This window comes from Methylocaldum sp. GT1BB, from assembly GCF_051027545.1.
Lineage (GTDB): Bacteria > Pseudomonadota > Gammaproteobacteria > Methylococcales > Methylococcaceae > Methylocaldum.
This window is the reverse complement of sequence record NZ_CP194902.1, coordinates 1,882,441-1,907,754: the sequence shown is the minus strand read 5'-3', so window position 1 is coordinate 1,907,754 and position 25,314 is coordinate 1,882,441. Positions and strand designations below refer to the sequence as shown.

The window sequence follows — 25,314 nt, the reverse complement described above, 5'->3', positions numbered from 1 at the left end:
GCGCCTTTCGATCAGAACTGAAAGTAGATCGCAAGAATGACGGCGATCAGCAGGCTGGCACAGATGGCCAGTCTTTGCCGGTTCGATATTCGGGTTTGATGTAGATTCAAGCGGTCCGACCTTAGCGCAATCCATTCGCGAAACAGGCTTACAGTCTTACGAAAAATGAACCAGCCGAGCAGCAGGAATAGGAAAAGCCCGGTCCAGGCCGTCAGGATCTGTGCTGTGCGTTGAGATACATGAAATGTCGCTTCGATCAGGTGCTCAAGGCCCAGTTCCAATACCTCGATCGCGTAATGCAATAACGATCCGATCCAACCCAGAACGACGTCGCCATAGAGCATTATGACGATAGAGCCGGCCATGAGCAGGACCATCCGTTCATCCATCTTGGCCTTTATCCAGAAAAGCAAATTATTCAGCTTCACTGAGAAGCGACCCATCATGCCTGATTGCCCTCCACGAATCAGCACCTTCGACCAGAGGATTTCGCGAATCGATTTGCAACCACAAAAAAAAGGTCGGCTGAGGAGGCTCGGGCCGACCCTATAAGTCTTCCTTCGCTAGTTCGTTGAGGTATTGAATCTAGCTACTGCCTTGAGGGGGACACGACGGCAGTGAAGTCATATTATAGTTTCGACTCGATATATTCAAGCATTTTTTAAAATAAGAAGAGCCCCGTTGAGGTCTTTTCATTATTAGCACTCATCGAGTTCCGTTCTCATGTCGACACCGCCAAGAATTCCATTCGCCATCCGGACATCGATCTGGGACTGTTTCATCTCGGCGGCACCCGGATTATGAGCATCCTGGTCACGATGGACGCTAAGGAGGGCATTGAAGCGATAAGAATCGTTAACCCTCGCGAGGCGATTCCTATCCACTACAACGATTACCGGGTTTTCAAATCACCGCTCGAAGACTTCAAGAAGGCCGTAACCGCCGCCGGTCTCGATGATCGGGTGAGATATCTGAGTCACGGCGAAACTTACCGCTTCGAGGTTCCGGATCGCCGACTTTCAGCCGGACCGCGCAGTTAAGGTTCAAGGACCGGGTTGCACCGCGCATGCGGCGAGGTGCCGTTGTCTCTTATGTGAGCTTTCCATGGCCATGAAGAGCCTCGGGCGGATGAGTCTCCCGCTCGCCATATTTCTTGGCCGCCTGACGGCAGAAAGCTTCGACAAAGGACTCGGTCACTTCCTTGAAAAAGCCGCCGAAGGCCATTCCCAGCAAGGCGTTGGCAAACTCGAAATCTAGGCGGAAAGTCGCCTCGCAACCGCCGGTCGCACTCGGCTCAAAACGCCAATGCCCGCGCAAGTGCTTGAACGGCCCTTCGACCAGATTCATCCGGATATGCCTGCTGTCCTCCATCGAATTTTCCGTCGTGAAGGAAAACTTGATCTTGCCTTTCGACAGCGTGATGGTAGCCCTGAGGGCATTCGGTGTTTTTGAATGCAGCTTTACATTGCTGCACAAAGGAAGGTAGCTGGGATAGGATTGAACGTCGTTCACCAAATCGTACATTTCTTTGGGCGTATAGTTGACGCAAACGCTCGTGCAAATAACCGCCATATCAAAACCTTAACTTGCTCATAATCTGCATTTACGGCGTCGGCCTAGCGACACGCACATTTGCGGCCGAACGCGAACAGCGCCGGGACACCTCTCGACGATACCGTCTTATCGCTCATGCGTCTTTCACACGGCAAAGACGCCGGCTTTTTTATTTCGTCAGCCTAGAGACATTCTCCAAGTTTTCGCTCAGGCGCTTGATCTCTTCCTCGGCCCGTACCTGGTTGGTCACATCGTACTGAATCCCGAGATAATAAATCACCTTCCCGTCTCGATCGAAGAGCGGCGTGAGTGCGAGATGATTATAAAAGAGCTCGCCGTTCTTTCGATAATTGCGGAGCGTCACTTCAACCGGCTGAGCGTTCGCCAGCGCTTCGCGGATCTGGGTACGAGCGTCCTGATCTCTATCGTTTCCCTGTAAAAACCGGCAGTTTTTCCCCACTATCTCTCCCTGGTCATATCCCGTTATCTCTTCGAAGGCTTTATTGACATAAACGACGGGCATATCGTCCAAATCCGGGTCGGCCAGCGTTACGCCATTGACGCACGAATCAAGAATCTTAGCCAGCACCTGCGGGATCAGTCCCGGATCTTTTTCCACAATGAAGGCCATAATCGGTTCCTCCTAATTCTTCACTTCAATCTCTCACTTCCGCTTATTGTTGATCGAAAAACCTCGCCAAATTCCTTTTGACTCACGAATGGCCCTCGATGAGGCCTTTTAGATTTTTCACCGTCTGCTCGGCACCATCCTGCACGGCGACTCGAATCAATTTCTCGAACGGACGCATGAACAGCTCGAGCTCCGATAACTCAAAGGTAAACGCGACCTGCGTGGATGGCGACTGCGTACTCTTTTGCTCGAAATCATAGACACAGCGGAAAGGGCTGGACACTCCGCTGAAGCAAAGCCGCTTGTTCGGTTGATAATCAGTCACCCTGAACGTGGATTCGGTCCGGTGCCCATGATCGACTCGAACCTGCCGCGCCAGAGTGCCAAGACGCATTGGCCCTTCCGACAAGGGTTTCAATTCGACGACTTCGGGTGACCACTTCGGGTAATTTTCGAAGAACTCGTCGCTTATAAAATGAAAAACTTCCTCTACGGGTTTGTTGATGACCGTGGTCGCCTTGGCTTTTACGGGCTGACTTGAGCCAAACATCATTTGCGCCTCCTGAATTTTCTGGCGTCATTATTGGACGCACCGATATCCCATATGAATCCAGTTCACCTGCTCACGCTTTGACAACAGCGCCGCAAATATACGCCTTGCCACCTTTCCTCCAGCCGGTCACAACACATAGGTATCGATGCCCGCAAGCAATAGATCGTATTGCGCTTCGACGATTTCTTTCACGACCGCTGCGGGAAATCCCCCGACCACATTGCGTTCCAACGCCACCCATCCCACGGAATCCTGAGGCCCCAGGCTGACCAGATAGCCCAGATCGCGATGCAGATACGGCTCCAGCAATTTGACGAGCCCCGAATGCCTGAGAATGTTTCGAGCGGCCAACTTGCCTTTGCGCACGGCGGACTGAGCCGTCATGGCGTTCGATCCCAATGAGCGATAGTACGAGCAGTCGCCGGCGGTGAAAACCCGGTCCAAAATGTCTCCGTCCACAACGACTTGGCCGAAAAAATTGGCGTGCAAACGGATGTTGGCGCTCTTGCCGACGAAAAGCAGGCTCAGCTGGGAATCGAGTTCGGACAGCTCGCCCGTCTCAACCTCCTCGAGCACGACACGATCCGCCTCCTGAGCGCGGAAAAAACGACCTGTCACATGCTCGATTCCGAGGTCCGCCATTCGAGCCTCCGCATACTGCCCCAATTTCGCATTGAACTGCGTCAGCACCCTGTGCTCGGAGTCCACCAGACGAAGCCGACAGGGAATGCGGCGCTCCCGCACGAAATTGGCGATCTCGAACAGATACTGGATGCCGGTCGCACCGCCTCCGACCGCGGTAATCCACGGAGCGGAAGAGTTCGCAGCCGCCAAGTTCTCTTGCAGGACCTCCGGCCCCGGCTTTTCGATGAAATCGTCGAGATCGATCACTCGGCTAGGTTTCTCGAGCTTCTTGAAACCCGCTCCGGTGGCGATCAGAAGATAGTCGAACCCGATCTCCTCCTGCCCGACCGGTATGACCCGGTCGCTTTGCCACTGTTTCAACGCCGTATCGTCGAATCTCAGATCCGCCATGACATGGCGAAAATTGAACCGCTTCTCCAAGGCCGCGAAAGACACTTTGAAGTCCGTCAGAGGACGGCGAAAACTTTCGTGCAGATGGGTAATCTTAAGGTGATAAGGCCGGCGATCGATCAAGACGATCTCGGCGTCGGGACGGTATTCACGGATCGTAATCAGCGCCGACAGCCCTGAATAGCCGCCGCCTACGATGACGAGCTTGAGCGCTTCCTTACTGGGGAAATAAAATGGCAAAAACATATCCGTTCTCTTCTTGTTGTTTCTTCTTGTATGAACTTCCCATGGTCGACGGACTGATTTCCAGAAGCACGGTATCTTGGCCGCCTTGCCGGGGAAATTCCCGCTCTTCATAAGACTTGCCGGCCCGATAAAGATTCCCCTTTGTTCGGCTCCGCATTGCTCCGGCTATTCACGTCTTATTTGTGTAGACGCGTCGCTCGACCTATGAAAGCCCCCGGTTAGATCGTATTGTGTTACCCGGCATTTCCGAACTGTGACAAAAAGGAACTGATGTATGACCGACCAAGACACCAAATCCAAGCGTATTCTCGTGGTCGATGACAACACGGATGCCGTCGAAAGTTTGGCTTTATTACTGGAACTCGAAGGCCATGACGTCCGAACCGCTCTCGATGGGCCGGCCGCTCTCGATTTGGCATCCGAATTTAGGCCCCAGGCCGTGCTGTTGGACATCGGCCTCCCGGGCATGGACGGCTACGAAGTAGCCCGCAGACTGCGTGAACGTCCGGAGACGCGCGAAGCGCTGATCATCGCCATCACCGGTTATGGCCAGCAAGAAGACCGAGCTCTCACCAAAGCCGCGGGGTTCGATCATCACCTGGTAAAGCCGGTCGATCCGGAAGAATTGGGCGCCCTGCTCGGATAGCCCTACCGAGATGTAGCCCACGCTCTCTCGTCAGAGACATCAAGAAAATATGTGTGCGTCATTTCACACACCTGACTGCGTGATTTGCCGCAGTTTTACGGATGGCTTCGGAACCGAGCGCCAAGCAACCTTGCGCCGCGCAACGGGTTCGGCATGCTTGGCTCGATTTCTGCGTGATGCTCCACCCATTTGACCGGCCTTTTACAAAAGCCTTGGCGACCCGCGAAAACACACACTTCAACATTTACCGAAGCAAAGAGTTTTTCTTTACTCGCGGAGCAAGAAGCAAGAAATGCATGCCGTAACTTTGACCATCGGCCTTTGCAGCCAAAGGACTTCGATAACGGCGGCCAAGTTCTTTAAGGAATCTCTGATTAAGTCCTTCGACAGGCTCAGGACGAACGGTAACGTATTGATTCCGTTCGTGATGAGCCTGCCGAAGGGCATGACCGGAATCCACTTGTTCAGAGCTTCCTTAATGTTTCACCGGCTGGTGTTGTTGCGGGCAGCGAAACCTTAAACATGGCTTTTCGTACGATGTCCCTCATCGCGACCGAGTCGAACGGTTACCCGGCGGAACCGGGTTACCGCATCGCCGGTCGAACCAGGGTTACGTGCAGATGGGGCGGCTAATTTGCGAACCGGGGGTTTGATTTCAAGCGTGTTGTCGATCGGACTCAAACGAAGAGCGATTCGGACGAGGTCTTTCTCCGGCGTCCGCAATCATCTGGCCTCGCTGTGTTTCTGGGCTTTGTCCGTGGCGGTCTTGTCCGGTTGCGCGTCCATAGGTTCGCGACCAAAGCCGATTTCGGACGGATTTGAACATTATCGCGGCATGGACATAAAGCTTCCGGTCTCGGCGGCTTTCGGCCCCGACCGACGGCTGTGGCGCGTCGTGCCCACCACCGACCGCGTCTACGTCGATTTTTCCAGCGATTACGGCAAAACCTTCAGTCCCCCGGTAGCAATCAACCCGGAGCGCGTGCCGATCAGGACGCAAAGCGAATACCGCCCGCAGATCGCCGTCGATCCCGCCGGCCGAATCTACGTCGCTTACCCGGCCTTCGGCTTGCAGCCTTGGACCACCTATTTGAGCATTTCCGAAGATCAGGGGCGGCATTTCACCGCGCCGGAGCCCTTGAGCGACATGGCTAGAACAGCCAACTCGTTTCAGGCCGTACTGGCGGTTGATCCCCGCGGCGATTTGCACGCGTTTTGGCACGACGAGCGCGAGGGCGTCGACGAAGCACGGGGCAACGACATCTTTCACACCGTCCTGGGCGCCAACGGAAAGCCCCTTCAATCCAATCAAAAAATCGTGGACGACGTTTGCAGTTGCTGCCGCCTCGCCGTCGATTTCGATACCGATGGGCGGCCGGTTTTGATCACCCGGTTCATTTATCCCGGCAACATCCGCGATCATGGCCTTCTAAAGCCCGAGGACGGCCGTGCCGAGTGGGCGGCGACACGAGCCACGAATGACAGCTGGAAAATCGAAGCGTGCCCGGTTCATGGACCGGCACTTTCCATAGGCCGGGACGGCCGCTACCACGTCGCATGGTTTACCCAGGGAACGAAACGCCAGGGCCTGTTTTACGCTTATTCCGACGATCGGGGCCGCAGCTTTTCAGAGCCCATGGCCTTGGGCGATCCCGACCGATTGCCGGGACATCCGGACGTCTTGGCCGCGGGCGATCGGGTGATTCTCGCCTGGAACGAGTTCGACGGCCGGAAGAATCGGGCGATGGTCAAACAGTCCAGGGATGGCGGAAAAACATGGTCCGAGGCAGTCGCAACGGTGGAATCGGACGCCGAAGTCGATTTTCCGTTCCTCTTGACCGACGGCCAAGCGATTTTTCTATCGTGGAATAGCCAAGACAAGGGTTACCGCCTGATCCGCATCGATTAATCGATCCGCTCTTATCCCTTCCGATTCTTATGAATACCCATATGAAAAAATTATTCGCTCTGCTTTGCCTGTTCCTGACGCTATTTTCAGCTCCGTCATTCGCCGAAAATCAAACGCAGCCATTCAGGGCCGGCAGTCTCAGCGATATCTTGAAAACCCGCCAGGGAAAACCTTTCATTCTCATGTTCTGGTCCCTGGACTGCGCCAGTTGCATGAAAGATTTGGACGCCCTGGCAGCCTCGATGAAAAAGCATCCGAAGCTGGATCTGGTGATGGTCTCCACCGACGAAGCCGAATTTGCCGGCGAAGTGAGTGATATGCTGGCGAAACACAAGCTGAAGCAGGTCGAATCGTGGATTTTCAGCGATTCCAATGCGCAGCGGCTGCGCTACGAGATCGACTCGTCCTGGTACGGCGAGCTGCCCCGCAGTTATTTCTACGATGCGGGCCATAACCGTCTGCCGGTCAGCGGCGCGATCACGACCGAACACATCGACGCCTGGGTCGCCGCGGTCAAGCCTTGAGGAATCTCTGAAAAAGCCTTCTCCCGCAAGGTGTCGCAAAAACCCCTCTCCCCTTGGGCAGAGCGAAGCGAGGGAGATGAGGCCGGTCGGGGTTAGCTCCCCGGTAATTGATCAGGGAAGCATTTGTGAAGGCCTATGTTTGCTCTCCCGGTTGCTATTAATCAGGCCCGTAAATACCCTCCTGGTATTTCGGGCCGCCGCCCAGGCCGGTACACGCCCGGCCTGGGCTCACGCCGTTTGTCGCCGCGCCGGGGCATCCCTGCCCCGGATTAACCCGGCCTATATTTATAGGCCGGGTTAATAGATTGGGCATCGATTCGCAACGGCCAATGGGAGTGAAACCTGATTTGCCGGGATTTGCTTCACTCTTCCAGCCCACATGGACTGCCCCTTTTCCCGTTGGAGACCAACGGCCGCCGAAGGCGGTCGGCTGGAACGACGAGTCGGGCATTGCAGCAAGCAGGGGGCGGGGCACTACTTTACGATTTGAGCGCTGAAAAGTATCCGGCCGGCCAGAAATGGCGCCATCGGCTTAAATAGAATGAGCAGAATGCGATCGATCTTTGCAAACAATTCAGATTGATCGGGGATAATTCTCGTAACCAGAAAGTTGAAGTGCTTCTCAAAACGCCGCGCCTGCAGAGGCTTGGTGATCTCGGCAAGGTCGCTTTCATTGAGTTTCCGTTCATCTTCCGTGATATAGGGCTTCTCGGGACCATAAATCAATCGTCGCATGCGCGGATACAAGAACGACTCAACAAGAGAGGAGCGGCGGACCTTCTCGGTTATAGAATGTGAATAAATCTCGTTCACAATGAACTGAGCCCCTGGCTTTGCCACGCGAACAATTTCGCTCATGGTTTCGGGGATGTTGACGTGGTGGAGGATATCTCTGCAAATCACATAGTCAAAACTGGCGTCCTTGTACCTCATTCGTTCAGCGGGCATTTCGTCGAAGGCGATCTCCAAGCCCTCGCGAGCGGCGAGGGTCCTCGCGATCTGGAGCACGTCCGGACTCAAGTCGAAAGCACTTACTTTTGCACCGAGTTTGGCGAGCCGTAGAGCGTCGTCTCCGAAGCCGCATCCTACAACCAGTACATCCTTGCCCTTGAGATCGCAACTCACAAGGTAGGCGTACATCTGCCAGTAGGCGTTCCACCATCGACGACCGGGGTTCAGAAGCACATCCCACGAAAACGGCTCGGCAAGAATCGCTCCGTGTTTCTTCGCATGTTCTCGATGATAGTCGAGCTCTCTCTGCTGCCGTTCCGTTAGCTCAGGTTTCATGTTCATGAGTTGTTCCTATAGTAATGCTCAACTGGAAATAACACCCTAAGCGGCACAAACCATTGCACCTTCGAGGTGGAAAATGTTAGTCATGTGCCTGTATTGATACAAGCGTAACCTTGATTGAGTGTTACAAGCCGATAAGTTGTCGGGTTTCATAAGAGTCTGAGAAGGGAGGAGTAAATAGGATGGAACGGCTACAGGAGGTCGTGAGGACGTGTAAGGGGCAGTGTAAAAATCTGGCTTTTGTCATCTGTTTCTGTTTAAGCGATTCCGGTCTCCACAGTGGGAATTGACCAAGCCTACTGAGCCGGAAGGACGAAGACAAAGACGAACAAGAAAATCCTGACTCCTTTTCCAACGACATTGGGCCAAGGGTGCAGTCCCTTGGATCAGGGCCGGCGGCCGGTTAAGCTTCCGTTCTTTGCTCAACGTATACTGCCGTCATGTTCAAGATTTTCGCCTATGGCACGCTCCAGGTTCCGGAGGTAATGCGAGCCGTCACCGGCAGTGTTTTCCCATCGCAACCGGCCCGGTTACATGGTTTTGCCCGCTATCGTATTCGCAACCGGGTCTATCCAGGACTTCGCAGAGAGACGGGCAGCTTTACCGACGGTGTACTCTACGAAGATGTCTCGGCACGCGCGCTTAAAGATCTGGACGCGTTCGAGGACGACTTTTATCGGCGCGAAACCCTGACCGTGGTCACCCGCACGGGGATTCAAGCCGATGCGGAAGTTTATATCGTTCCGCCCGCGCATTACCGGCTGCTCGTCCGGCGGAGCTGGAATCTGGAGGACTTCAAAGAAACGTGGCTCCGTGAATTTTTAACTCATTGCCGCCGTCTAAGTAATTAAACCAATCGTTTCACGCCGGTAGTTCCGGCCCGATAAGAACATGTGAACGGTAAGCTGCTGCAAGATCTGCTCTCGATACGACTCGCAATCGTCACAAGTCCCCGGATTACAAGGCGCTGAAACACGACCCGATTGCCGCGCCGGTATTCGGCGCGAAAACTTACCTACAAGAACTTTGCGCCTATGTCTTTGCCGATGAATTCCACGTTATTATTCTCCGTGCAACTTGTCCTATAGAAACAATTGCGGATGCTGGAGCCAAACGATGAATATCTCGACTGAAAATCGTAACGGCAGGACCATCCTCAGCCTAAAGGAAGAGCGCCTCGATGCGCACAACTCCGGCGAACTGAAGGATTACATCCTCAAGCTTTTGGAAGACGGTCACACGCGCTTGGTTATCGATTTGTCGGGCGTCCGTTTCATCGACAGCTCAGGCTTGGGCGCTTTGCTGTCCGGTTACAAGAACGCTTCCTTGCGTTCCGGCAGCTTCGTACTGGCGGGACTACAGCCGCGTGTACAATCCATGTTCGAGCTTACCCGCTTGCACCGGGTGTTCGATATCTATCCCAGCCTTGGGGAGGTACCGAGCAGCAACTAGCCAGGAGATTTCGATGGGCGGCGAAACCGACATTATCAACGTCGAAATTGTGGTCCCGAACCAAACTCGGTATTTGAGTTTAATCGGCAATATCGCCGAACAGGTGGCCAAGACTTTGGATGTCTACACCGGCGACCGCGATGCGCTTGCCTATCATCTCAACCTGGTTTTGACCGAGGCGATGGTCAACGCCATTCAGCATGCGGCACCGGGCGACGCGAACGAGACCGTTAGGGTGTGCATGCGCATAAGAGACAAGGATCTCCGGATTTATGTATACGACCATGGTCAGGGTTTCGATTTGAATGCCGTACCGCCTCCTAATCTCGATGCCTTGAACGAACGCGGCCGAGGCATTTTCTTTATGCGGACATTTATGGATTGGGTCAGCTACCGTAAGGCGGACAACGGCAACGTGTTGGAAATGTACAAGAGGCTGGCCTAGACCTCATCAATCGGCCGAACTCGGATGCGGCGAAACTCTAACCATCCCAGCCGCGAATACAACCGGCATTCCGATTCGGCAGGAGAAAAAGACTATGCCCTGGGAACGCAGCTTCAGAATTTTTCTCGACCAGGCCGCTCGGGAATTCCATCAAACCGCCCCCTCGTTTCCTTATGAGCAGGCTTTCTCCGCCGAATACCGCGCGCTCGTTCCTCCACAGTTGGCGACTCGTGACGCATTCAAGGTAGAACAAGTCATCCGAACCGGCCGGGAAGCCGTCGACCTGTGGGAACCCGACCGGCAACTCGGCGATCCGTTCCATCGCCTTCAGCTTTACGGGCTGCGCGAGCGGAGCCTGGACGAGATCATTCCGATCCTCCAGGACCTGAACTTACGGGTGGTCGATCAGGTTCAGTTCAGGGGCGAGATCGGATCGCAGCGCATCTATATCCGCAGCTTCTCGGTCAAGCCCGCCGCGGACGGTTTCGATTCCCTGATACCCGTCAAAGAGCCGTTGCTGGAGGCCTTCATGGCACTGCTGACGGCACGGGCGGACAACGATGCCCTCAACGGTTTGCTGCTGCTGACGGGGCTTTCGTGGAAGGAAATCGACGTCTTCCGCGCTTACCGAAACTACTATTTTCAGCTCGGCAGCCGTTTCGGCCGTTTCCGCTTTCATCAGGCGCTGCTCAACAATCCCAAAACGGCCCTGCTGCTTTTTCACTATTTCGAGAGCCGCTTCAAGCCCGACAGGCGCTGGATCGATCTCGCCCGGCGCGAGGACGAAGCCATGTTGCCGATCCGCATGGAACTGGGCTCGTCGCTGAATGAGGTGGAAGATTCGAACGAGGACCGCATCCTCCGCGATCTGTTCAACCTCATCGACGCCACGCTGCGGACCAACTTCTACCGGAGGATGGATCAGCCGGACCATTTCGTCGCCTTCAAAATCAGCAGCCTCGGGATCATCAACATGCCGGCGCCGAGGCCGTTGTTCGAAATCTACGTCCATTCGGCGCTGATGGAAGGCATACACCTGCGCGGGGCCAAAGTGGCTCGCGGCGGCATCCGATGGTCGGATCGGCCGGACGACTTCCGCAGCGAGATTCTCGATCTGATGCAAACTCAGATGATCAAGAATTCCTTGATCGTTCCGCACGGGGCCAAGGGCGGATTCATCGTCAAGCAGACGGCGCGGGATCCGGCCGATCGCGAGCGGCTGGTCCAGGAAGCGTATTCCACGCTGATTCGCGGGCTCTTGGACTTGACCGACAATCTACAAGGCACCGTCGTGACGGCCCCCTCCGAGGTCGTGCCCCACGACGATGCCGATCCCTATCTCGTGGTCGCCGCGGACAAGGGGACGGCGCGGCTGTCGGATCGCGCCAATATCATCGCATCGGAGTACGGATTCTGGCTCGGAGACGCCTTCGCCAGCGGCGGCTCGCATGGTTATCACCACAAGAAGCTCGGCATTACCGCCCGCGGCGCCTGGGAGTGCGTGAAACGGCACTTCCGCGAATTGGGCCAGGATATCGACACCCGACCGTTTACGGTGATCGGCATCGGCAGCATGGACGGCGACGTGTTCGGCAACGGCATGCTGCTGTCCGACAGGATTTGCCTGCGCGCCGCCTTTAGCGCCAACCATATCTTCCTCGATCCGAGTCCCGACCCGGCGCAGTCCTATCGAGAGCGAAAGCGCCTGTTCGATCTTCCCTACTCCAGCTGGGACGATTACGACCGCGGCTTGATCTCGCCCGGCGGCGGCGTGTTCCGGCGCGATGCGAAGGACATTCCACTTTCTCCGGACATCCGCGAGTGGCTCGGGGTGCACCACGTCACGGTCGACGGCGAAGAACTGATCCGGCTAATGCTGACTGCTCCGGTCGATCTGCTCTGGCTCGGCGGCATCGGAACCTACGTCAAAGCGAGCACCGAGACCAACGAGGACGTCGGCGACAAAGTCAACGACAGCACCCGCGTCGACGCCAACCAGGTCAAGGCGAAAGTCGTCGGCGAAGGGGCCAACCTCGGCTTCACCCAACTCGCCCGTGTCGAATACGCTCTGAGCGGAGGGCGCATCGATACCGACGCGGTCAATAACTCGGGCGGAGTAGATCTGTCCGATCACGAGGTCAATCTCAAGATCCTCATGAATCTTCTGCAACACAAAGGATTGATCGCCGACCGGGAGGAACGCGACCGATGGCTGGCGGAAGTCAAGGACGATGTTTGCCGTTCGGTCCTGGCCAACAATTATTGGCAAAGTCTCTGTCTCTCGCTGGACCACCAACGCTGCCTACAGGATGCGGAACCGTTCCTCGAAGCCGCCGCGCGCCTGATCAACGCTGGACTGCTCGACCCGGCGGTGGAGTCGTTTCCGTCCCGCAAGGACATCGCGGCACGCTCCCAACAAGCCTTGACCCGACCGGAACTCGCGGTATTGATGGCTTACGCCAAACTAGCCTTGAAGCGGGCTTTCTTCGATAACCCCGAGTTTCTGTCGGCATCCTGGGCCGGGGATTGCCTGGCCGGCTATTTTCCGGCCGCGGTACGGGAGCGTTTCGCCGAAGCGCTCGACGAACATTCGCTCGCCAAGGAAATCACCGCCACGGTGATCTGCAACACGCTCATCAACCAGGCCGGCGCGGGCTTTCTGGTTTGGGTCGACGAACTCGAGCCCTCTCTCCTCAATCAAGCCGTCAGGGCTTATCTCCTGTTCGACCGTGTACTCGACGGACGTACGTTGCGCTACAAGATCTGCGCTCTGGACGATCGAATCGCAGCCGCTCGGCAGCTCGAGCTTTTGCTGCGTTTGGAAAGCCTTCTGAACTCGTTCTGCCTGTGGGCGCTGCAAAAAGGCAAAGCGCTGCATCCGAGTCCCGAATCGGTAGCCCTGTGGCGCACGGACCTGGCACAGCATCTAGCTTATCTGGCGGAAAGTCTCGCAACGAGCGAGCTCCCGGATTACGAGCAGCGTATCTCGGATTCGGAAGCTTTGGGCTTCACTGTAGAAGAAGCCCGTCTCATGGCGCTCATGGAACGGCTGCACAACTTTCCGGCCTTGGTCGACTTGACCGCCCGCACGGGCGAGCCGCTTTCAAAGGTAGCCGAACTGAACGATGCGGTCGCCGACTATCTGGACTTAAGACGGCTGATTCCCCGGCTCGATGACGTAAAACCCCGCAACCGCTGGGAACGCCGGGTACAAACTGCATTACTGGAACGGCTGAAGTCCGGCTCGGTTCGCTTCAGCCTTGCCATGCTGCGCGCCGGATTACGCGATCCGGCCGCATTTTTCGCCGGACCGCGTCTCCAACAACGCCTGGCGAAACTGCGCCGATTCGGACGGGAACTCAACGAATCTACGGAAGTCTCCCTGATTCCGTTCACTGCCCTGGTTACGGCGTTGGACGCCTTGCGGGAAGCCTGCGACGATCCCAGCGATTGACCGGACGCTCCAAGAGATTTCCCCTCGCCTTTGCGGGAGGATACAGTCGAAATCACGCGGCAAAATATGAATTTACTGGCCTTCGGGCGGGTCTTAGAGGTACACTATAGCCGCTTTTTTCAAGCTATCCGCCTGATCTAAAAGCCTTTACGGCAAAATCAATCCGCTCCGCCCCGGTAGCTCAGTAGGATAGAGCGTCCCCCTCCTAAGGGGAAGGTCGTACGTTCGAATCGTATCCGGGGCGCCAATTAAATCAATCACTTAGCTAAACCTTGATGGTCTTTCACGACCGTCAACGTGATTATTTCGTGACTTATCCAAGAAACTCAACGCAGCCCTGGTATTTTCCCAGTTTTGAAAAGGCCTGCTCGATAGGATTGAGATCCGGACTATGGGGCGGCAGCGCCTTGAGAATGGCTCCACGGGCTTCGATGGCCGTGCGAACCTCGTTGCCGCGATGCGGGACAAGTTATCCCAAACGACGATAGAGCGTGATTTTCCAGGTCTCGAAATTACGGTTAGAGTACCCGCCGTTCGATAGCCCATCTTTTTGGTTTCAAGCCCGAAAACTCCCGTATGTCTTCGGCTTGAAACAATACATGAAACAAGTAAAACAACGCGTTCGGCCTACCCGCCCTGCGGGACACTACTTTTATCTGCTCCTGTTGACGCTGAATGTCGTCACCGGTCTGTGGCGGATTCAGGTGGTTATGGATCTGGACCTGTCTTTGCCCCAGGCCGACTACGCGTCCCCGCTCGAAACCGCCGAGCGTTCACCGGATTGGGATGACGACGGAGAGTCGGATGCCGAGTCGCAGGACGAGGCGGATTATTCCAACCTGGATGACGACAGCCTGGCCCAGGATTCCTTGAGCTATTCGCCATGGGGGATAAAACCGGTGCGTTATCGGTCGGCCCCCGTCCTGTCCCGTTCCCAAGACATCATTCCCGAGCCGCCTCCCCCTCGCCGCTGTTAGCCCCCGATCCCGTGGATGAAGCTGGCCCCAGGCCATCTTTATCCGCCAGGCGCGATGAATGCTTATTCATCGCCTCCCGATCGACGACATCAAGCGAGAGCCATGACGGGTTCATCCCTACAAAAGACCCCAGCGCTACTACTGTGCGGGTTCTTGATTCTTTCCATGTCCGCCTCGGATTCGGCCGGTTCCTCGTTGAGCCTGGCCGACCTTCTGGCTTTGGCGGAAAAACATAATCCCGAGCTAACGGCTGCCCGGACCCAAATCGAGGGTGCGGAAGGCGATCTGATTACTGCCAAAGCCTATCCCAACCCGGAGATTCAGGTCGGGGCGGGCGAATCGGTGGCCCGTGATACCGGCGTCACCCGCGGCATTTTAACCGGCGCCGATATCGCCCAGCCGATCGAACTCCCGTATGTCCGCCGTCCCCGGCGGGAAGCGGGCGAAGCCGGCGTGGACGCGGCGAAGGCCTTTTATCGAACTATTAGCCTCAACGTGCTGACCCGGGTCAAGCAGGCGTTCTATAACGTGCTGCGGCAGCAGGAGCTGCTGGCGATGGCGGAGGCCAACCGGAGCCTGCTCGAATCCATCCGCGACAAGATCCGCATCCGCGTTGAAGTCGGCGAAGCCTCGCGTTACGAACTGGTCAAGGCGGAAGCGGAACTCCTCGGGGCCACGAAGAACCGTGAGAGCGCAGCGCTGCGCGTGGAGCAGGCCAAGACGGCCCTCAGGGCCTTGGTCGCCGGACGGCTCCCGCCCGACTCGGACCTGGTCGGCGAGCTCCCCGCGGCCCGCCGGGAACCGCCGAACCTCGATGCGCTCCGCGATCAAGTGCAGCGGAACCATCCGGCCCTCATTCAGGCGCGGGCGGAAGTCGACCGAGCCACGTCTCAGCTCGAACTGGAACAGGCGCTGCGCTATCCCCAGCCCACCATCAAGGCCGGCGTCTATCGAGAGCCCAATCTGGAGCAGTGGCGGGTCGACCTCATCGTGCCGCTTCCTCTGTGGAATCAGCGGCAAGGCCCCATCGCCCGCGCCGCCGCCGACCGCGCACGGGCGGACGCCCTAGCGGATCGGCAACTGCTGAGCCTTCTGTACGAACTCGACACTGCGATTACCGCCTACCGCATCGCCAGTCAGCAAATCGAGACCTTCGAGTCGGGTCTTCTCCGAGAAGCGGAAGCTGCCCTCAAGGTAGCGGAGGCCGCTTACCGTCTCGGCGAAAGAGGCATTCTCGATTATCTCGACGCCCAACGCACCTTTCAGGCGGTACGCGTCGACTATATCAACGCCTTGTTCGATAAGAACGCCGCGCTGCTCGAAATCGAGCGGCTTCGGGCTCAGGACTACCAGGATCAGTCGCTATGAAAATACTCATTCCCTTAGTGTTGTGCCTCATCGGCCTGGCGCCGGCCTACGGGCAGGACGCTGCCGGCGCGGTGACGGTAACCGCACCGTCCTCTCTACTCCAGAGACTAACCATCGCCCCGGTCGCTCCTAAGGAGACTGCCGAATCCCTGCATCTTCCAGCCCGAGTAGCCCTGGACGAGCATCGCGTGGCCCGCATCGGTCCCAGCGTCAGCGGACGGGTCGCCGAGATCAACGCCTTCATCGGCCAAACCGTCAAAAAAGGCGAGATCCTAGCCCGCATCAACAGCACCGAACTCGGCAACGCCCAAGCCGCCTATCTGAAAGCGAAAACCCGGGTGAATCTGTACAAACTTGCGGTGGATCGCGCGCGACGCCTGCTGCAAGCCGACGTGATCAGCCGGGCGGAACTCAAGGAACGGGAAAGCGAATTGATGGAAGCCGAGGTGGAGCTTCGCGCCAGTGCCGATCAGCTGCGCGTGATGGGCATGAGCGAGGGCGCCATCCAGCGCCTCGCGGCCACCGGCCAGATCGATTCGGTGACCCCGGTGACCGCCACCGTGGCGGGGACCGTGATCGAGCGGCATGTTTCCCTAGGCCAGATCGCTCAGACCACGGACGACCTGTTTACGATTGCCGACCTGTCCCGCGTGTGGGTGGTGGCCGAAGCGCCGGAACAAAAGGCCTATCTGATCGAACCCGATGGCCAGACCGAAGTGCAGATTCCAGCGCTGCCGGGACAGAAAATCAGCGGCAAGCTGATCTACGTCTCCGACATCGTGAACCCCACCACGCGCACGGTCACCGTGCGCATGGAGGTGAACAATGCGGAGCGCAAGATCAAACCCGAAATGCTGGCCACCATGGTCATCCGGAAGCCGGCTTTGACCGGCCTCGGTGTCCCGGCCAAAGCCGTGGTGAGAAGCGGCGATCAGGACTATGTCTTCGTCCGGATCGCCGCCGATGGGTTCGCCCTGCGTCCGGTTTCGCTTGCTCCCGAGCAAGGCGGATATCGCCGAGTGATCGAAGGGCTCACGGAAGGGGAACCGACTGTTGTAGATGGCGCGTTCCATCTGAACAACGAACGTATCCGCAAAGAACTGGAGTAGGCCATGATCGAAAACTTGATCCGCGCCGCCCTTAAGCAGCGATTGGTAGTCGTGATCATCGCGTTGTGCCTGGTCGCGTTCGGCTTTAACGCCATGCAGAACCTATCCATCGACGCCTTTCCCGACGTGACCAACGTCCAGGTCCAAGTGGCGGCCGAAGTGCCTGGCCGCTCTCCCGAGGAGGTCGAGCGTTTCGTCACCGTCCCGCTGGAAATCGCCATGACGGGGCTTCCCGGCCTGGTCGAGATGCGCTCGGTGAACCGCAACGCGTTGTCCCAGATCAATCTGGTGTTTACCGATGAGACTAACGTCTATTTCGCCCGGCAACTGGCGCTCGAACGGCTGATCGAAGCGGCGGAACGCTTGCCGGAAGGCGTTATACCGATTCTCGGACCGGTTTCCACCGGCCTGGGCGAAGTCTACCAATACACCCTGGAGCGGCCTGACGACGGCGAACGCGCCCTGACCGAGGAAGAACTGACCGAGCGCAGGACGATTCAGGACTGGGTGGTGCGTCCGCTGCTCCGCGGCATTCCCGGCGTCGCCGAAATCAACTCGATCGGCGGCTTGGAGCGTCAGTATCAGGTCCTTCCCAATCCCGACCGCTTGCGCCATTACGGCCTGACGCTAAAAGACGTCTACACGGCGCTGGCGCTCAACAATGCCAACAGCGGCGGCGGCAAACTGCCGCAATACGCCGAACAATACCTCATCCGCGGGATCGGTCTGATCGAAGACCTCGACGACATCGGCAATATCGTTCTCAAGGAAAGCGCCGGCACTCCGGTCTTCATCCATGACGTTGCCGAGGTGCGCATCGGTCATGCCGTGCGTTCCGGCGCGGTGATCAAGAACGGCTACACCGAGGCAGTGGGCGGTATCGTGATGATGATCCGCGGCGGCAACGCCAAGGAGATCGTCGGCCGGGTCAAGGAGCGGGTCCTGGAGATCAACGAACACGGCATGCTGCCGGGGAGCTTACAGATTACGCCTTATTACGACCGCACCGGCCTAGTCGATGCGGCAATCCACACGGTGACCAAAGTGCTGATGGAAGGCGTCGTGCTGGTGATCGTGGTCTTGTTGCTGTATCTCGGGGATATCCGCTCCAGCCTGATCGTGGTGGCGACGCTGATCATCACGCCGCTGGTGACGTTCATGGCGATGAACCACTACGGCATCTCGGCCAACCTCATGTCCCTCGGCGGGCTCGCCATCGCCATCGGCATCATGGTGGACGGCTCGGTGGTCGTGGTGGAGAACGCCTTCCGCCACCTGGGCGAGGCTAAAGAAACCGGCGAAAGCCGGAGCTTGATCGTTTTGCGCGCCGCCGCCGAAGTGGGCACGCCGGTCCTGTTCGGGGTGGGCATCATCTGCCTGGTGTTCCTGCCGCTGATGACCCTGACCGGCATCGAAGGCAAGATGTTCGCGCCGCTGGCCTACACCATCGCGATCGCGCTCTTTATCTCGCTCATCGTGTCGCTCACCCTGTCGCCAGTATTGTGTTCGTATCTTTTGAAAGGCGGCGCGGAGCACGACACGCGGATCATTGCTTTTCTCAAGCGGCCCTATCTGAGCCTATTAGACTTCGCCTTAAATAATCCCCGCAAAGTGATCATTGCCGCGATTCTGGTGTTGATCGGCAGCGTCTCGCTCGCGCCTTTTCTGGGGACCTCCTTCATTCCGGAGATGAAAGAAGGCTCCATCGTGACGGGCATCAACCGGGTTCCGAGCATGTCGCTGGATGAGTCCATCCACCTGGAGACGGAAGCCATGCGTCTGGTGACGGACGTGCCGGGCATCGCCCTGGCGGTGTCCCAGTTGGGACGTTCCGAAAACCCCACGGACACGCAACCGGAGAACGAGTCTACTCCTATCCTGACCCTCAAACCGCGGGAGGAACTGCCGCCCGGTTGGGATCAGGACGATGTAATGGATGCCTTGCGGGAAAAACTGAGCGTCTTGCCCGGCGTGCAAATCGTGATGGCGCAGCCGATCTCGGACCGGGTGGACGAAATGGTGACCGGGGTGCGCTCCGATATCGCCATCAAGCTGTTCGGCGACGAACTGGAGGTCCTGAAGCAAAAGGCCGATGAAATCATCAGGGTGCTCAACTCGATCGAAGGCGCCGCCGACATCCGCGTCGAACGCGTGAGCGGCCAGCAGTATCTCACCATCGATATCGACCGCCAGGCCATCGCCCGCCACGGCATCAACGTGGCCGACATCAACGACATCATCGAGACCGCCATCGGCGGCCGCGTCAGTACCGAAATCTACGAGGGCGAGCGGCGGTTTTCGGCGGTAGTCCGGTTTCCTGAAAAATTCAGAAACAATCCGCAGGCCATCGGACAAATACTGCTGAAATCCCCCAATGGCGCCCTGGTGCCGCTGGAAGATTTGGCCATCATCGAGGTCGTGGACGGACCGGCGCAGATCAGCCGCGACAGTGCCCGGCGCCGCATCGTGATCGGCGCGAACGTCAGGGGCCGCGATTTGGGCGGCTTCGTCGCGGAACTGCAAAAGGCCGTCGCCGAGCGAGTGAAGCTTCCGGAAGGCTATTACGTCACCTGGGGCGGACAATTCGAAAATCTCGACCGGGCCATGCACCGCCTGATGGTGATTATCCCCATCACCATCGCGGCGATCTTCTTTCTGTTGTTTTTGCTGTTCAACTCGTTGCGCTTCGCCGCCCTCATCATTCTGGTGCTGCCGTTCGCCTCCATGGGCGGCATCTTCTCGCTGTTTCTCACCGGAGAATATCTATCGGTGCCTGCCTCGGTCGGCTTCATCACCTTATGGGGCATTGCGGTGCTGAACGGGGTGGTGCTGGTGTCTTACATCCGGGGACTTCGGGACGAGGGCTTGCGCCAGCGGGAGGCCATTGTCGAAGGCTGCAAGCAGCGCTTCCGGCCGGTGATGATGACGGCGACGGTCGCGATGCTCGGCCTGGTGCCCTTCCTGTTCGCCACGGGGCCGGGCTCCGAAGTCCAGCGCCCGCTGGCGATCGTGGTGATCGGCGGATTGATCACCTCAACCTTGCTCACCCTGGTGGTGCTGCCGGCCCTGTACCGATGGTTCGAAGAAAAACGTATCGAAGTTTGAAAGAGGAGAGTCCATGAAAGAGATCAAAGCCATCATCCAGCCCCAGCGGCTGAGCAAGCTCAGAAACGCATTCCGCCAGATGCGCGGCTTTCCGGGAATGACTGTGAGCCGGGCGGAAGGGTGTAGTCCGCATGACGAACCGGAAGTCGGGCATAACATCCGGGAAGAACTGACCGATTTTTCGCCCAAGGTTCGGGTGGAAATCGTCGCCCCGGACGATAAGGTGGAGGAAATTGTCCGCATCATCCACGCCCATGCCCATACCGGGCAGCAAGGGGACGGTCTCGTTTGGGTGACGGACGTGGTGAACGTCCAGTCCATCCGGCTGGAGCCGGTCTAAATTGGAAAGGGAGGCTCGAATCCGATGACTTCAGAAGCCTTCGGGGTGCGAATGCCTTTCAAATTTCGTCAACCCAACTAAACCGAGCATAGTGGTCAAAGGATACTTTAAACAGTTGCCGGGGATCATCGATGAAAGCATTCGTGCCGATTCCGGAAGCGTCGTTCAGCCGATGAACGATCTCGCCGCGTCTTGGCACTCGCTTCCGGTCGAGCAGGTCTTCGGGGAGCTGAACAGCTCGCCGGACGGGTTGTCGGCATCTGAGGCGGAGACGCGGTTACGCGAGCACGGCCCTAACCGGATCGAGCGGGGGCCGCGTCGGAGTTGGCTTAGGATCCTGTTGCATCAGCTCGCCGATCCGCTCGTGTACGTCTTGCTCGCGGCGGCGCTGCTCGCCGTGCTGATGGGCAAGGTAACCGATGGCGTCGTGGTCCTGGCGGTCGTCGTCCTGAACACGCTGGTAGGCTTCGTGCAGGAGATGCGTGCCGGCCAGGCGATCGAAGCGCTGAGCCGAATGGTCCCGCAGAACGCGACCGTTCTGCGCGACGGGGATCAGACCGCCGTGCCCGCGCACGAACTCGTGCCCGGCGACATCCTTATCCTTCAGCCGGGCGACCAAGTCTCTGCCGACGTACGCCTGTTCGAGGCCAATGGGCTCCTCGTGGAGGAAGCCGCGCTCACCGGCGAATCGGTGCCGGTTGCCAAACACGAGGCACCGGTCGAGCGCGATGCGGTGCTCGGTGATCGCCGTTCGATGGCGTTCGGCGGGACATTGGTCGTCTCCGGCACCGCGAAGGGCGTGGTCACCGCCACCGGGCCGCGGAGCGAGCTCGGCCGGATTTCCCGGCTGCTGAGTGAGACTGCGGAGTTGGAAACGCCCCTCACGCGCAGACTCGCCAGCCTCGCCCGCGCCATCATGCTGGGAATTCTGGTTGTCGCGGGACTGATCTTCCTCGTGGGTATGATGCGCGAATACCCGCTGCTCGACAGTGCGTTCGCGGCGATCACGCTCGCGGTGGCCTCGATTCCCGAGGGCCTCCCCGCCGTCATCACCATCGCCTCGGCGATCGGCGTGCGCCGCATGGCACGCCGCCACGCGATCATTCGGCATCTGCCCGCCGTGGAGACGCTCGGCAGTACGGCGGTCATCTGCACCGACAAGACCGGGACGCTGACCCGGAACGAGATGACGGTGGAAGCGCTGTGGACGCCGGCCGGCCCGATCGAGGTGACCGGGATCGGCTACGCGCCGGAAGGCGAACTTCGCGCCGGTGACGAATCCGTCGATCCGCTGCCCGATGCCGTCAGGCACTTGCTCATTTCCTCCGTGCTCTGCAACGACGCGACTCTGGAGCTGGACGACGGCCGCTGGACAATCGTGGGCGACCCGACCGAAGGCGCGCTCGTCGTCGCGGCGCGCAAGGCGAAGCTGGACGAGACGGCGCTCCGCACGACGTTCCCGCGCGAGGACGCGATCCCTTTCGATTCCGAGCGGCAGTTCATGGCAACCCTGCACGTCGGTTCCGACAACCGTGCCCTTGTCTGCCTGAAGGGCGCACCCGAAGTCGTGGCTAAGCTCTGCCCGGCCTTCGCGGGCGGCCAGCCGATGACGCTCGACCTCGTTCACGAGGCGGCGCACGCCTTGGCAGCACGAGGCTTGCGCGTTTTGGGCGTGGCTTCGGCGATGCTCGACGAGCCGATCGCCAGCCTCGAAGGCACCGCGTGGCAGCGCGACTTGCGTTTCCTCGGGCTCGTGGGCATGGTGGATCCGCCCCGCGCGGAGGCCGTCGAGGCCGTGCGGACATGCGGGCGCGCAGGCGTCGCCGTGAAGATCGTGACGGGCGACCATCCGGCCACCGCGCGTGCCATCGGGGAGATCTTCGGATTGCTCGACCCCGGCGGGTCCGGTCCCGGAGTCATCACGGGGCATCAGATCGAGACTGCATCGGACAGGGAACTCGCCGCACTCGCGCAGACAGCCAATGTCTTCGCGCGGGTCGCACCCGAACACAAGCTGCGGCTCGTCAAGGCGCTCCAGGCCGACGGCGAGATCGTTGCGATGACCGGCGACGGCGTCAACGATGCGCCCGCCCTGAAGCGAGCGGAGATCGGCGTCGCCATGGGCATCAGCGGCACGGCCGTGGCCAAGGAAGCCGCGGACATGGTGCTCGCCGACGACAACTTCGCGTCCATCGGCGCGGCAGTCGAGGAAGGGCGACGGGTCTACGACAACCTGACCAAGTCGCTCGCGTTCATCCTGCCGACGAGCCTCGGCCAGGCGATGATCATCCTCGTCGCGGTGCTGTTCTTCCCCGTCACCGAGGGGCGCCTGCTGATGCCGATCGAGCCGGTCCAGATCCTCTGGGTCAATCTGGTCGTAGCCATCGCGCTCGCGCTGCCGCTCGCGTTCGAGACCCACGAACCGGACGTGATGGAGCGGCCGCCGCGGCCGCCGAACGAGGCGCTGCTCAGTCCCTTCCTGATCTTTCGCACCTTCCTCGTCGGTGCGCTCATGACCGCGGGCGCCGTGAGCCTGTTCTTCCACGAGTACAACACGGACCTGCGGGAAGGCGTCGCTGCGGAACTCGCGCGTGCCGAGTCGCAGACGGTCGCCGTCACGACCATCATCCTGTTCCAGGCGATCTATCTCCTTAACTGCCGCTCGCTCACCGAGAGCGTTTTTCGCATTGGACTGCTCAGTAACCCGTACGTGTATTTCGGCATCGCGGCGACGATAATGCTGCAACTCGGCTTCATCTATCTGCCGCCGTTCAATCAACTGTTCCACAGCCATCCGCTGGATGCGACGGACTGGATCGCCCCGGTAGCGGTCGCACTTGCCGGCTTTCTCGCGATTTCGATGGAGAAATGGCTCTGGCGTCAGCGGTGGAATGCCGACTTGACTGGTAGGCACGACACCGATCTCTCACCCGACAGGGGAACTCTGCACATGACTCCATCGGAACCTGCCACGCTCCCCGTCCTTCCCTCGCCTGAAGCAGACCGCTTCTGGTCGCAAAGAGGACTCTCCGACCTTGCGCTGCTCGCGCTCACCGTTCTCGCCCTGTTTCTCTGCTACCTGATCGCGCGGCCTTTCGTTTCGTCGCTCGCCTGGGCAACGGCGCTGGCGGTCGTCGGCGGACCACTGCATCGTCAGGTAACGAAATGGATTCGCTCGCCAAGCCTGGCCGCCGGGTGCTCCGTCGTCGCGATCGCGGTGCTCCTGATCGTTCCTGCCGGGATGCTCGTTCCAGGCTTCATCAATGAAGCGGTCAAGGGATTCACGTTGATCAGGGCGCAGATCGAATCGAACGCGTGGGACGATGCGATCGAGCGGCACGAATGGATCGGGCCCGCATGGGAATGGGTGAAGGAGCGCGTGGATCTCAGTGACTTGGTCCAACAGGCGGGCGCCCTCTTGACCGCGGCGGGGTCGTTCGCGGTGAAGACTTCATTCCTCGGCGTGATCGAGCTCGCGCTCGTTTTCTTCTTTCTGTTCTACTTCCTCCGCGATCGCGATTCGCTCCTCGGGGGCATCCGCTCGCTGCTTCCCCTTGCATCTGCCGAAATGGATCGCATCATCGGTGTCGCGGCGGACACGATCTTCGCGACGGTCTACGGCAAGGTGCTGGTGAGCATCGTGCAGGGTCTGCTCGGCGGCTTGATGTTCTGGTGGCTCGATCTCCCGGCGGCGTGGTTCTGGGCAATCGTGATGGGCGTCTTCGCGATCATTCCGCTGCTCGGTGCGCCGGTCGTTTGGCTGCCGGCGGCCGGGTTGCTGCTGCTCGATGGCCAATGGAGCCAGGCCGCGATCCTGGCGCTCTGGGGCGCCGTGGTCGTGGGGTTGGCCGATAACCTGCTTTATCCGATCGTGGTCGGGAAATATCTCCATCTGCACACGGTGCCACTCGTGATTGCGTTGATCGGCGGCATCATCGTCTTCGGGGCGGCGGGATTCTTTGTCGGCCCGGTCGTGGTCGCGATCACCTTTGGGGCGCTCGATGTATGGCGTTTGCGCGCCGCAGCCTCAAAGACTTCACCGGGACGGCAGGCATGAAGACCTTGCGCCTCCGTCGCAGTGGAAGACGAAACAATCCTAAACCTTCAATACAGGATAATCCGTTTACACTGATTCTGGTCGGCGAGATACGAAAGGGGCAAGAAAGGGGTCCCTGCGATCAATCCAGCGAAAGTGCCGAAGAACCAGGAGGCATTGCTGAGCGCTGATGCTATCGGTGGGGGGTGTTCCGAAGGAGGTTTCGGGGTGATGAAATAATCGATGGGGCCGCCCACCAGATAAAGCGGAAGAACGGCAACGGCTGCCCCGATGCCGACAAGGTGACCTACGACGGTGGCCGGCATACACACGATGGCGTTTCGTCCATACGGACCCTGCTCGAAAAGCTTCTCGGAGAACCGGTAGGCGGGCAGGGCTTCCGGATGCTGTTTCGGACTGACCGCGCATCCGGTTAGAACGACCATAGCCAGAAAGACGAGCATTCGTTTGTATCGCACGTTCGCACATCTCCATGAATCGTCATCCGTATCGTGCCGAAAGGCGTGAATCGCAGCCAGACTTCCTAAAGGATGCGCTCGGGGTAAATTGCCGTCAAGCAATGAGCAACGTAAGAACGTTCCGGCAAGGGTACTGGGCCGAGTACGCTTCGCCGAGG

General features: G+C 58.6%; 21 protein-coding genes, 1 tRNA gene and 1 pseudogene. 15 read left to right on the top strand and 8 right to left on the bottom strand.

All coding sequences use genetic code 11. The annotated features are described in order from the left end of the window. Positions 1–11 precede the first annotated feature (11 nt). Positions 12–446: a hypothetical protein gene (locus ACR2TX_RS09880; RefSeq protein ID WP_077731455.1), complete on the bottom strand. Its 435-nt coding sequence runs from the start codon at positions 444–446 to the stop codon at positions 12–14. Between the two features lie 354 nt (positions 447–800). On the opposite strand from ACR2TX_RS09880, the gene ACR2TX_RS09875 reads away from it, so the two are divergent. Then, positions 801–1,040, top strand: a complete 240-nt coding sequence (locus ACR2TX_RS09875; RefSeq protein WP_205780825.1) for an MBL fold metallo-hydrolase — start codon at positions 801–803, stop codon at positions 1,038–1,040. Between the two features lie 49 nt (positions 1,041–1,089). On the opposite strand, the gene ACR2TX_RS09870 is transcribed toward ACR2TX_RS09875, so the two are convergent. The 4 genes from ACR2TX_RS09870 to ACR2TX_RS09855 all read right to left on the bottom strand — a co-directional run bounded on the left by ACR2TX_RS09870 (position 1,090) and on the right by ACR2TX_RS09855 (position 4,019). Beyond that, complete coding sequence (locus tag ACR2TX_RS09870) at positions 1,090–1,572, bottom strand: type II toxin-antitoxin system RatA family toxin (RefSeq protein ID WP_077731454.1); 483 nt, start codon at positions 1,570–1,572, stop codon at positions 1,090–1,092. Positions 1,573–1,723: 151 nt separating this feature from the next. Continuing rightward, entirely contained in the window at positions 1,724–2,185 is a 462-nt protein-coding gene (locus tag ACR2TX_RS09865; RefSeq protein WP_077731453.1) for a PAS domain-containing protein, read from the bottom strand. An 82-nt stretch (positions 2,186–2,267) separates the two neighbouring features. Beyond that, positions 2,268–2,738, bottom strand: coding sequence for an SRPBCC family protein (locus tag ACR2TX_RS09860; protein WP_205780824.1), 471 nt, complete (start codon positions 2,736–2,738; stop codon positions 2,268–2,270). Positions 2,739–2,864: 126 nt separating this feature from the next. Further along, positions 2,865–4,019: an NAD(P)/FAD-dependent oxidoreductase gene (locus tag ACR2TX_RS09855; RefSeq protein WP_434132009.1), complete on the bottom strand. Its 1,155-nt coding sequence runs from the start codon at positions 4,017–4,019 to the stop codon at positions 2,865–2,867. 274 nt (positions 4,020–4,293) lie between these two features. On the opposite strand from ACR2TX_RS09855, the gene ACR2TX_RS09850 reads away from it, so the two are divergent. The 3 genes from ACR2TX_RS09850 to ACR2TX_RS09840 all read left to right on the top strand — a co-directional run bounded on the left by ACR2TX_RS09850 (position 4,294) and on the right by ACR2TX_RS09840 (position 7,098). Then, on the top strand, positions 4,294–4,665 hold the full coding sequence (locus ACR2TX_RS09850; protein WP_077731451.1) for a response regulator: 372 nt from the start codon (positions 4,294–4,296) through the stop codon (positions 4,663–4,665). Between the two features lie 835 nt (positions 4,666–5,500). Then, the gene (locus ACR2TX_RS09845) at positions 5,501–6,574 is read left to right on the top strand and encodes a sialidase family protein (RefSeq protein WP_156879736.1); all 1,074 of its coding nucleotides are present in this window, start codon (positions 5,501–5,503) and stop codon (positions 6,572–6,574) included. Positions 6,575–6,615: 41 nt separating this feature from the next. Continuing rightward, positions 6,616–7,098, top strand: a complete 483-nt coding sequence (locus ACR2TX_RS09840; RefSeq protein ID WP_168175475.1) for a redoxin domain-containing protein — start codon at positions 6,616–6,618, stop codon at positions 7,096–7,098. 474 nt (positions 7,099–7,572) lie between these two features. Here ACR2TX_RS09840 and ACR2TX_RS09835 read toward each other — a convergent pair whose 3' ends face one another. After that, entirely contained in the window at positions 7,573–8,391 is an 819-nt protein-coding gene (locus tag ACR2TX_RS09835; protein WP_077731448.1) for a class I SAM-dependent methyltransferase, read from the bottom strand. A 440-nt stretch (positions 8,392–8,831) separates the two neighbouring features. Here ACR2TX_RS09835 and ACR2TX_RS09830 point away from each other — a divergent pair, with 440 nt between their 5' ends. The 5 genes from ACR2TX_RS09830 (at position 8,832) to ACR2TX_RS09810 (ending at position 13,989) form a co-directional block, all read left to right on the top strand. Then, entirely contained in the window at positions 8,832–9,242 is a 411-nt protein-coding gene (locus ACR2TX_RS09830; RefSeq protein ID WP_077731447.1) for a gamma-glutamylcyclotransferase family protein, read from the top strand. Positions 9,243–9,507: 265 nt separating this feature from the next. Further along, entirely contained in the window at positions 9,508–9,843 is a 336-nt protein-coding gene (locus ACR2TX_RS09825; protein WP_077731446.1) for an STAS domain-containing protein, read from the top strand. 13 nt (positions 9,844–9,856) lie between these two features. Further along, positions 9,857–10,288, top strand: a complete 432-nt coding sequence (locus ACR2TX_RS09820) for an ATP-binding protein (protein WP_077731445.1) — start codon at positions 9,857–9,859, stop codon at positions 10,286–10,288. A gap of 94 nt (positions 10,289–10,382) precedes the next feature. After that, positions 10,383–13,742 carry an NAD-glutamate dehydrogenase domain-containing protein gene (locus ACR2TX_RS09815; protein ID WP_434132005.1) on the top strand — a complete coding sequence of 1,120 codons (3,360 nt, stop codon included), beginning with the start codon at positions 10,383–10,385 and terminating at the stop codon, positions 13,740–13,742. 170 nt (positions 13,743–13,912) lie between these two features. Continuing rightward, a tRNA-Arg gene (locus tag ACR2TX_RS09810) sits at positions 13,913–13,989 on the top strand. A gap of 102 nt (positions 13,990–14,091) precedes the next feature. On the opposite strand, the pseudogene ACR2TX_RS09805 reads toward ACR2TX_RS09810, so the two are convergent. After that, positions 14,092–14,240, bottom strand: a pseudogene (locus ACR2TX_RS09805) (transposase); the annotation flags it as partial. Between the two features lie 101 nt (positions 14,241–14,341). Here ACR2TX_RS09805 and ACR2TX_RS09800 point away from each other — a divergent pair. The 6 genes from ACR2TX_RS09800 to ACR2TX_RS09775 all read left to right on the top strand — a co-directional run bounded on the left by ACR2TX_RS09800 (position 14,342) and on the right by ACR2TX_RS09775 (position 24,698). Continuing rightward, complete coding sequence (locus ACR2TX_RS09800; protein ID WP_077731971.1) at positions 14,342–14,719, top strand: hypothetical protein; 378 nt, start codon at positions 14,342–14,344, stop codon at positions 14,717–14,719. Positions 14,720–14,821: 102 nt separating this feature from the next. After that, on the top strand, positions 14,822–16,087 hold the full coding sequence (locus ACR2TX_RS09795) for a TolC family protein (protein WP_077731970.1): 1,266 nt from the start codon (positions 14,822–14,824) through the stop codon (positions 16,085–16,087). After that, positions 16,084–17,196: an efflux RND transporter periplasmic adaptor subunit gene (locus ACR2TX_RS09790; protein WP_077731969.1), complete on the top strand. Its 1,113-nt coding sequence runs from the start codon at positions 16,084–16,086 to the stop codon at positions 17,194–17,196. Before ACR2TX_RS09795 ends, ACR2TX_RS09790 begins: the two co-directional genes overlap by 4 nt. Positions 17,197–17,199: 3 nt before the next feature. Further along, positions 17,200–20,301 (top strand): efflux RND transporter permease subunit, encoded by a 3,102-nt coding sequence (locus ACR2TX_RS09785; RefSeq protein WP_434132002.1) that lies wholly within the window; start codon positions 17,200–17,202, stop codon positions 20,299–20,301. A gap of 13 nt (positions 20,302–20,314) precedes the next feature. After that, positions 20,315–20,641 carry a P-II family nitrogen regulator gene (locus ACR2TX_RS09780; protein WP_077731967.1) on the top strand — a complete coding sequence of 109 codons (327 nt, stop codon included), beginning with the start codon at positions 20,315–20,317 and terminating at the stop codon, positions 20,639–20,641. A gap of 115 nt (positions 20,642–20,756) precedes the next feature. Beyond that, positions 20,757–24,698 carry an HAD-IC family P-type ATPase gene (locus ACR2TX_RS09775; protein WP_434132000.1) on the top strand — a complete coding sequence of 1,314 codons (3,942 nt, stop codon included), beginning with the start codon at positions 20,757–20,759 and terminating at the stop codon, positions 24,696–24,698. A 47-nt stretch (positions 24,699–24,745) separates the two neighbouring features. On the opposite strand, the gene ACR2TX_RS09770 is transcribed toward ACR2TX_RS09775, so the two are convergent. Continuing rightward, positions 24,746–25,156, bottom strand: a complete 411-nt coding sequence (locus ACR2TX_RS09770; protein ID WP_434111423.1) for a hypothetical protein — start codon at positions 25,154–25,156, stop codon at positions 24,746–24,748. Between the last annotated feature and the right edge of the window lie 158 nt (positions 25,157–25,314).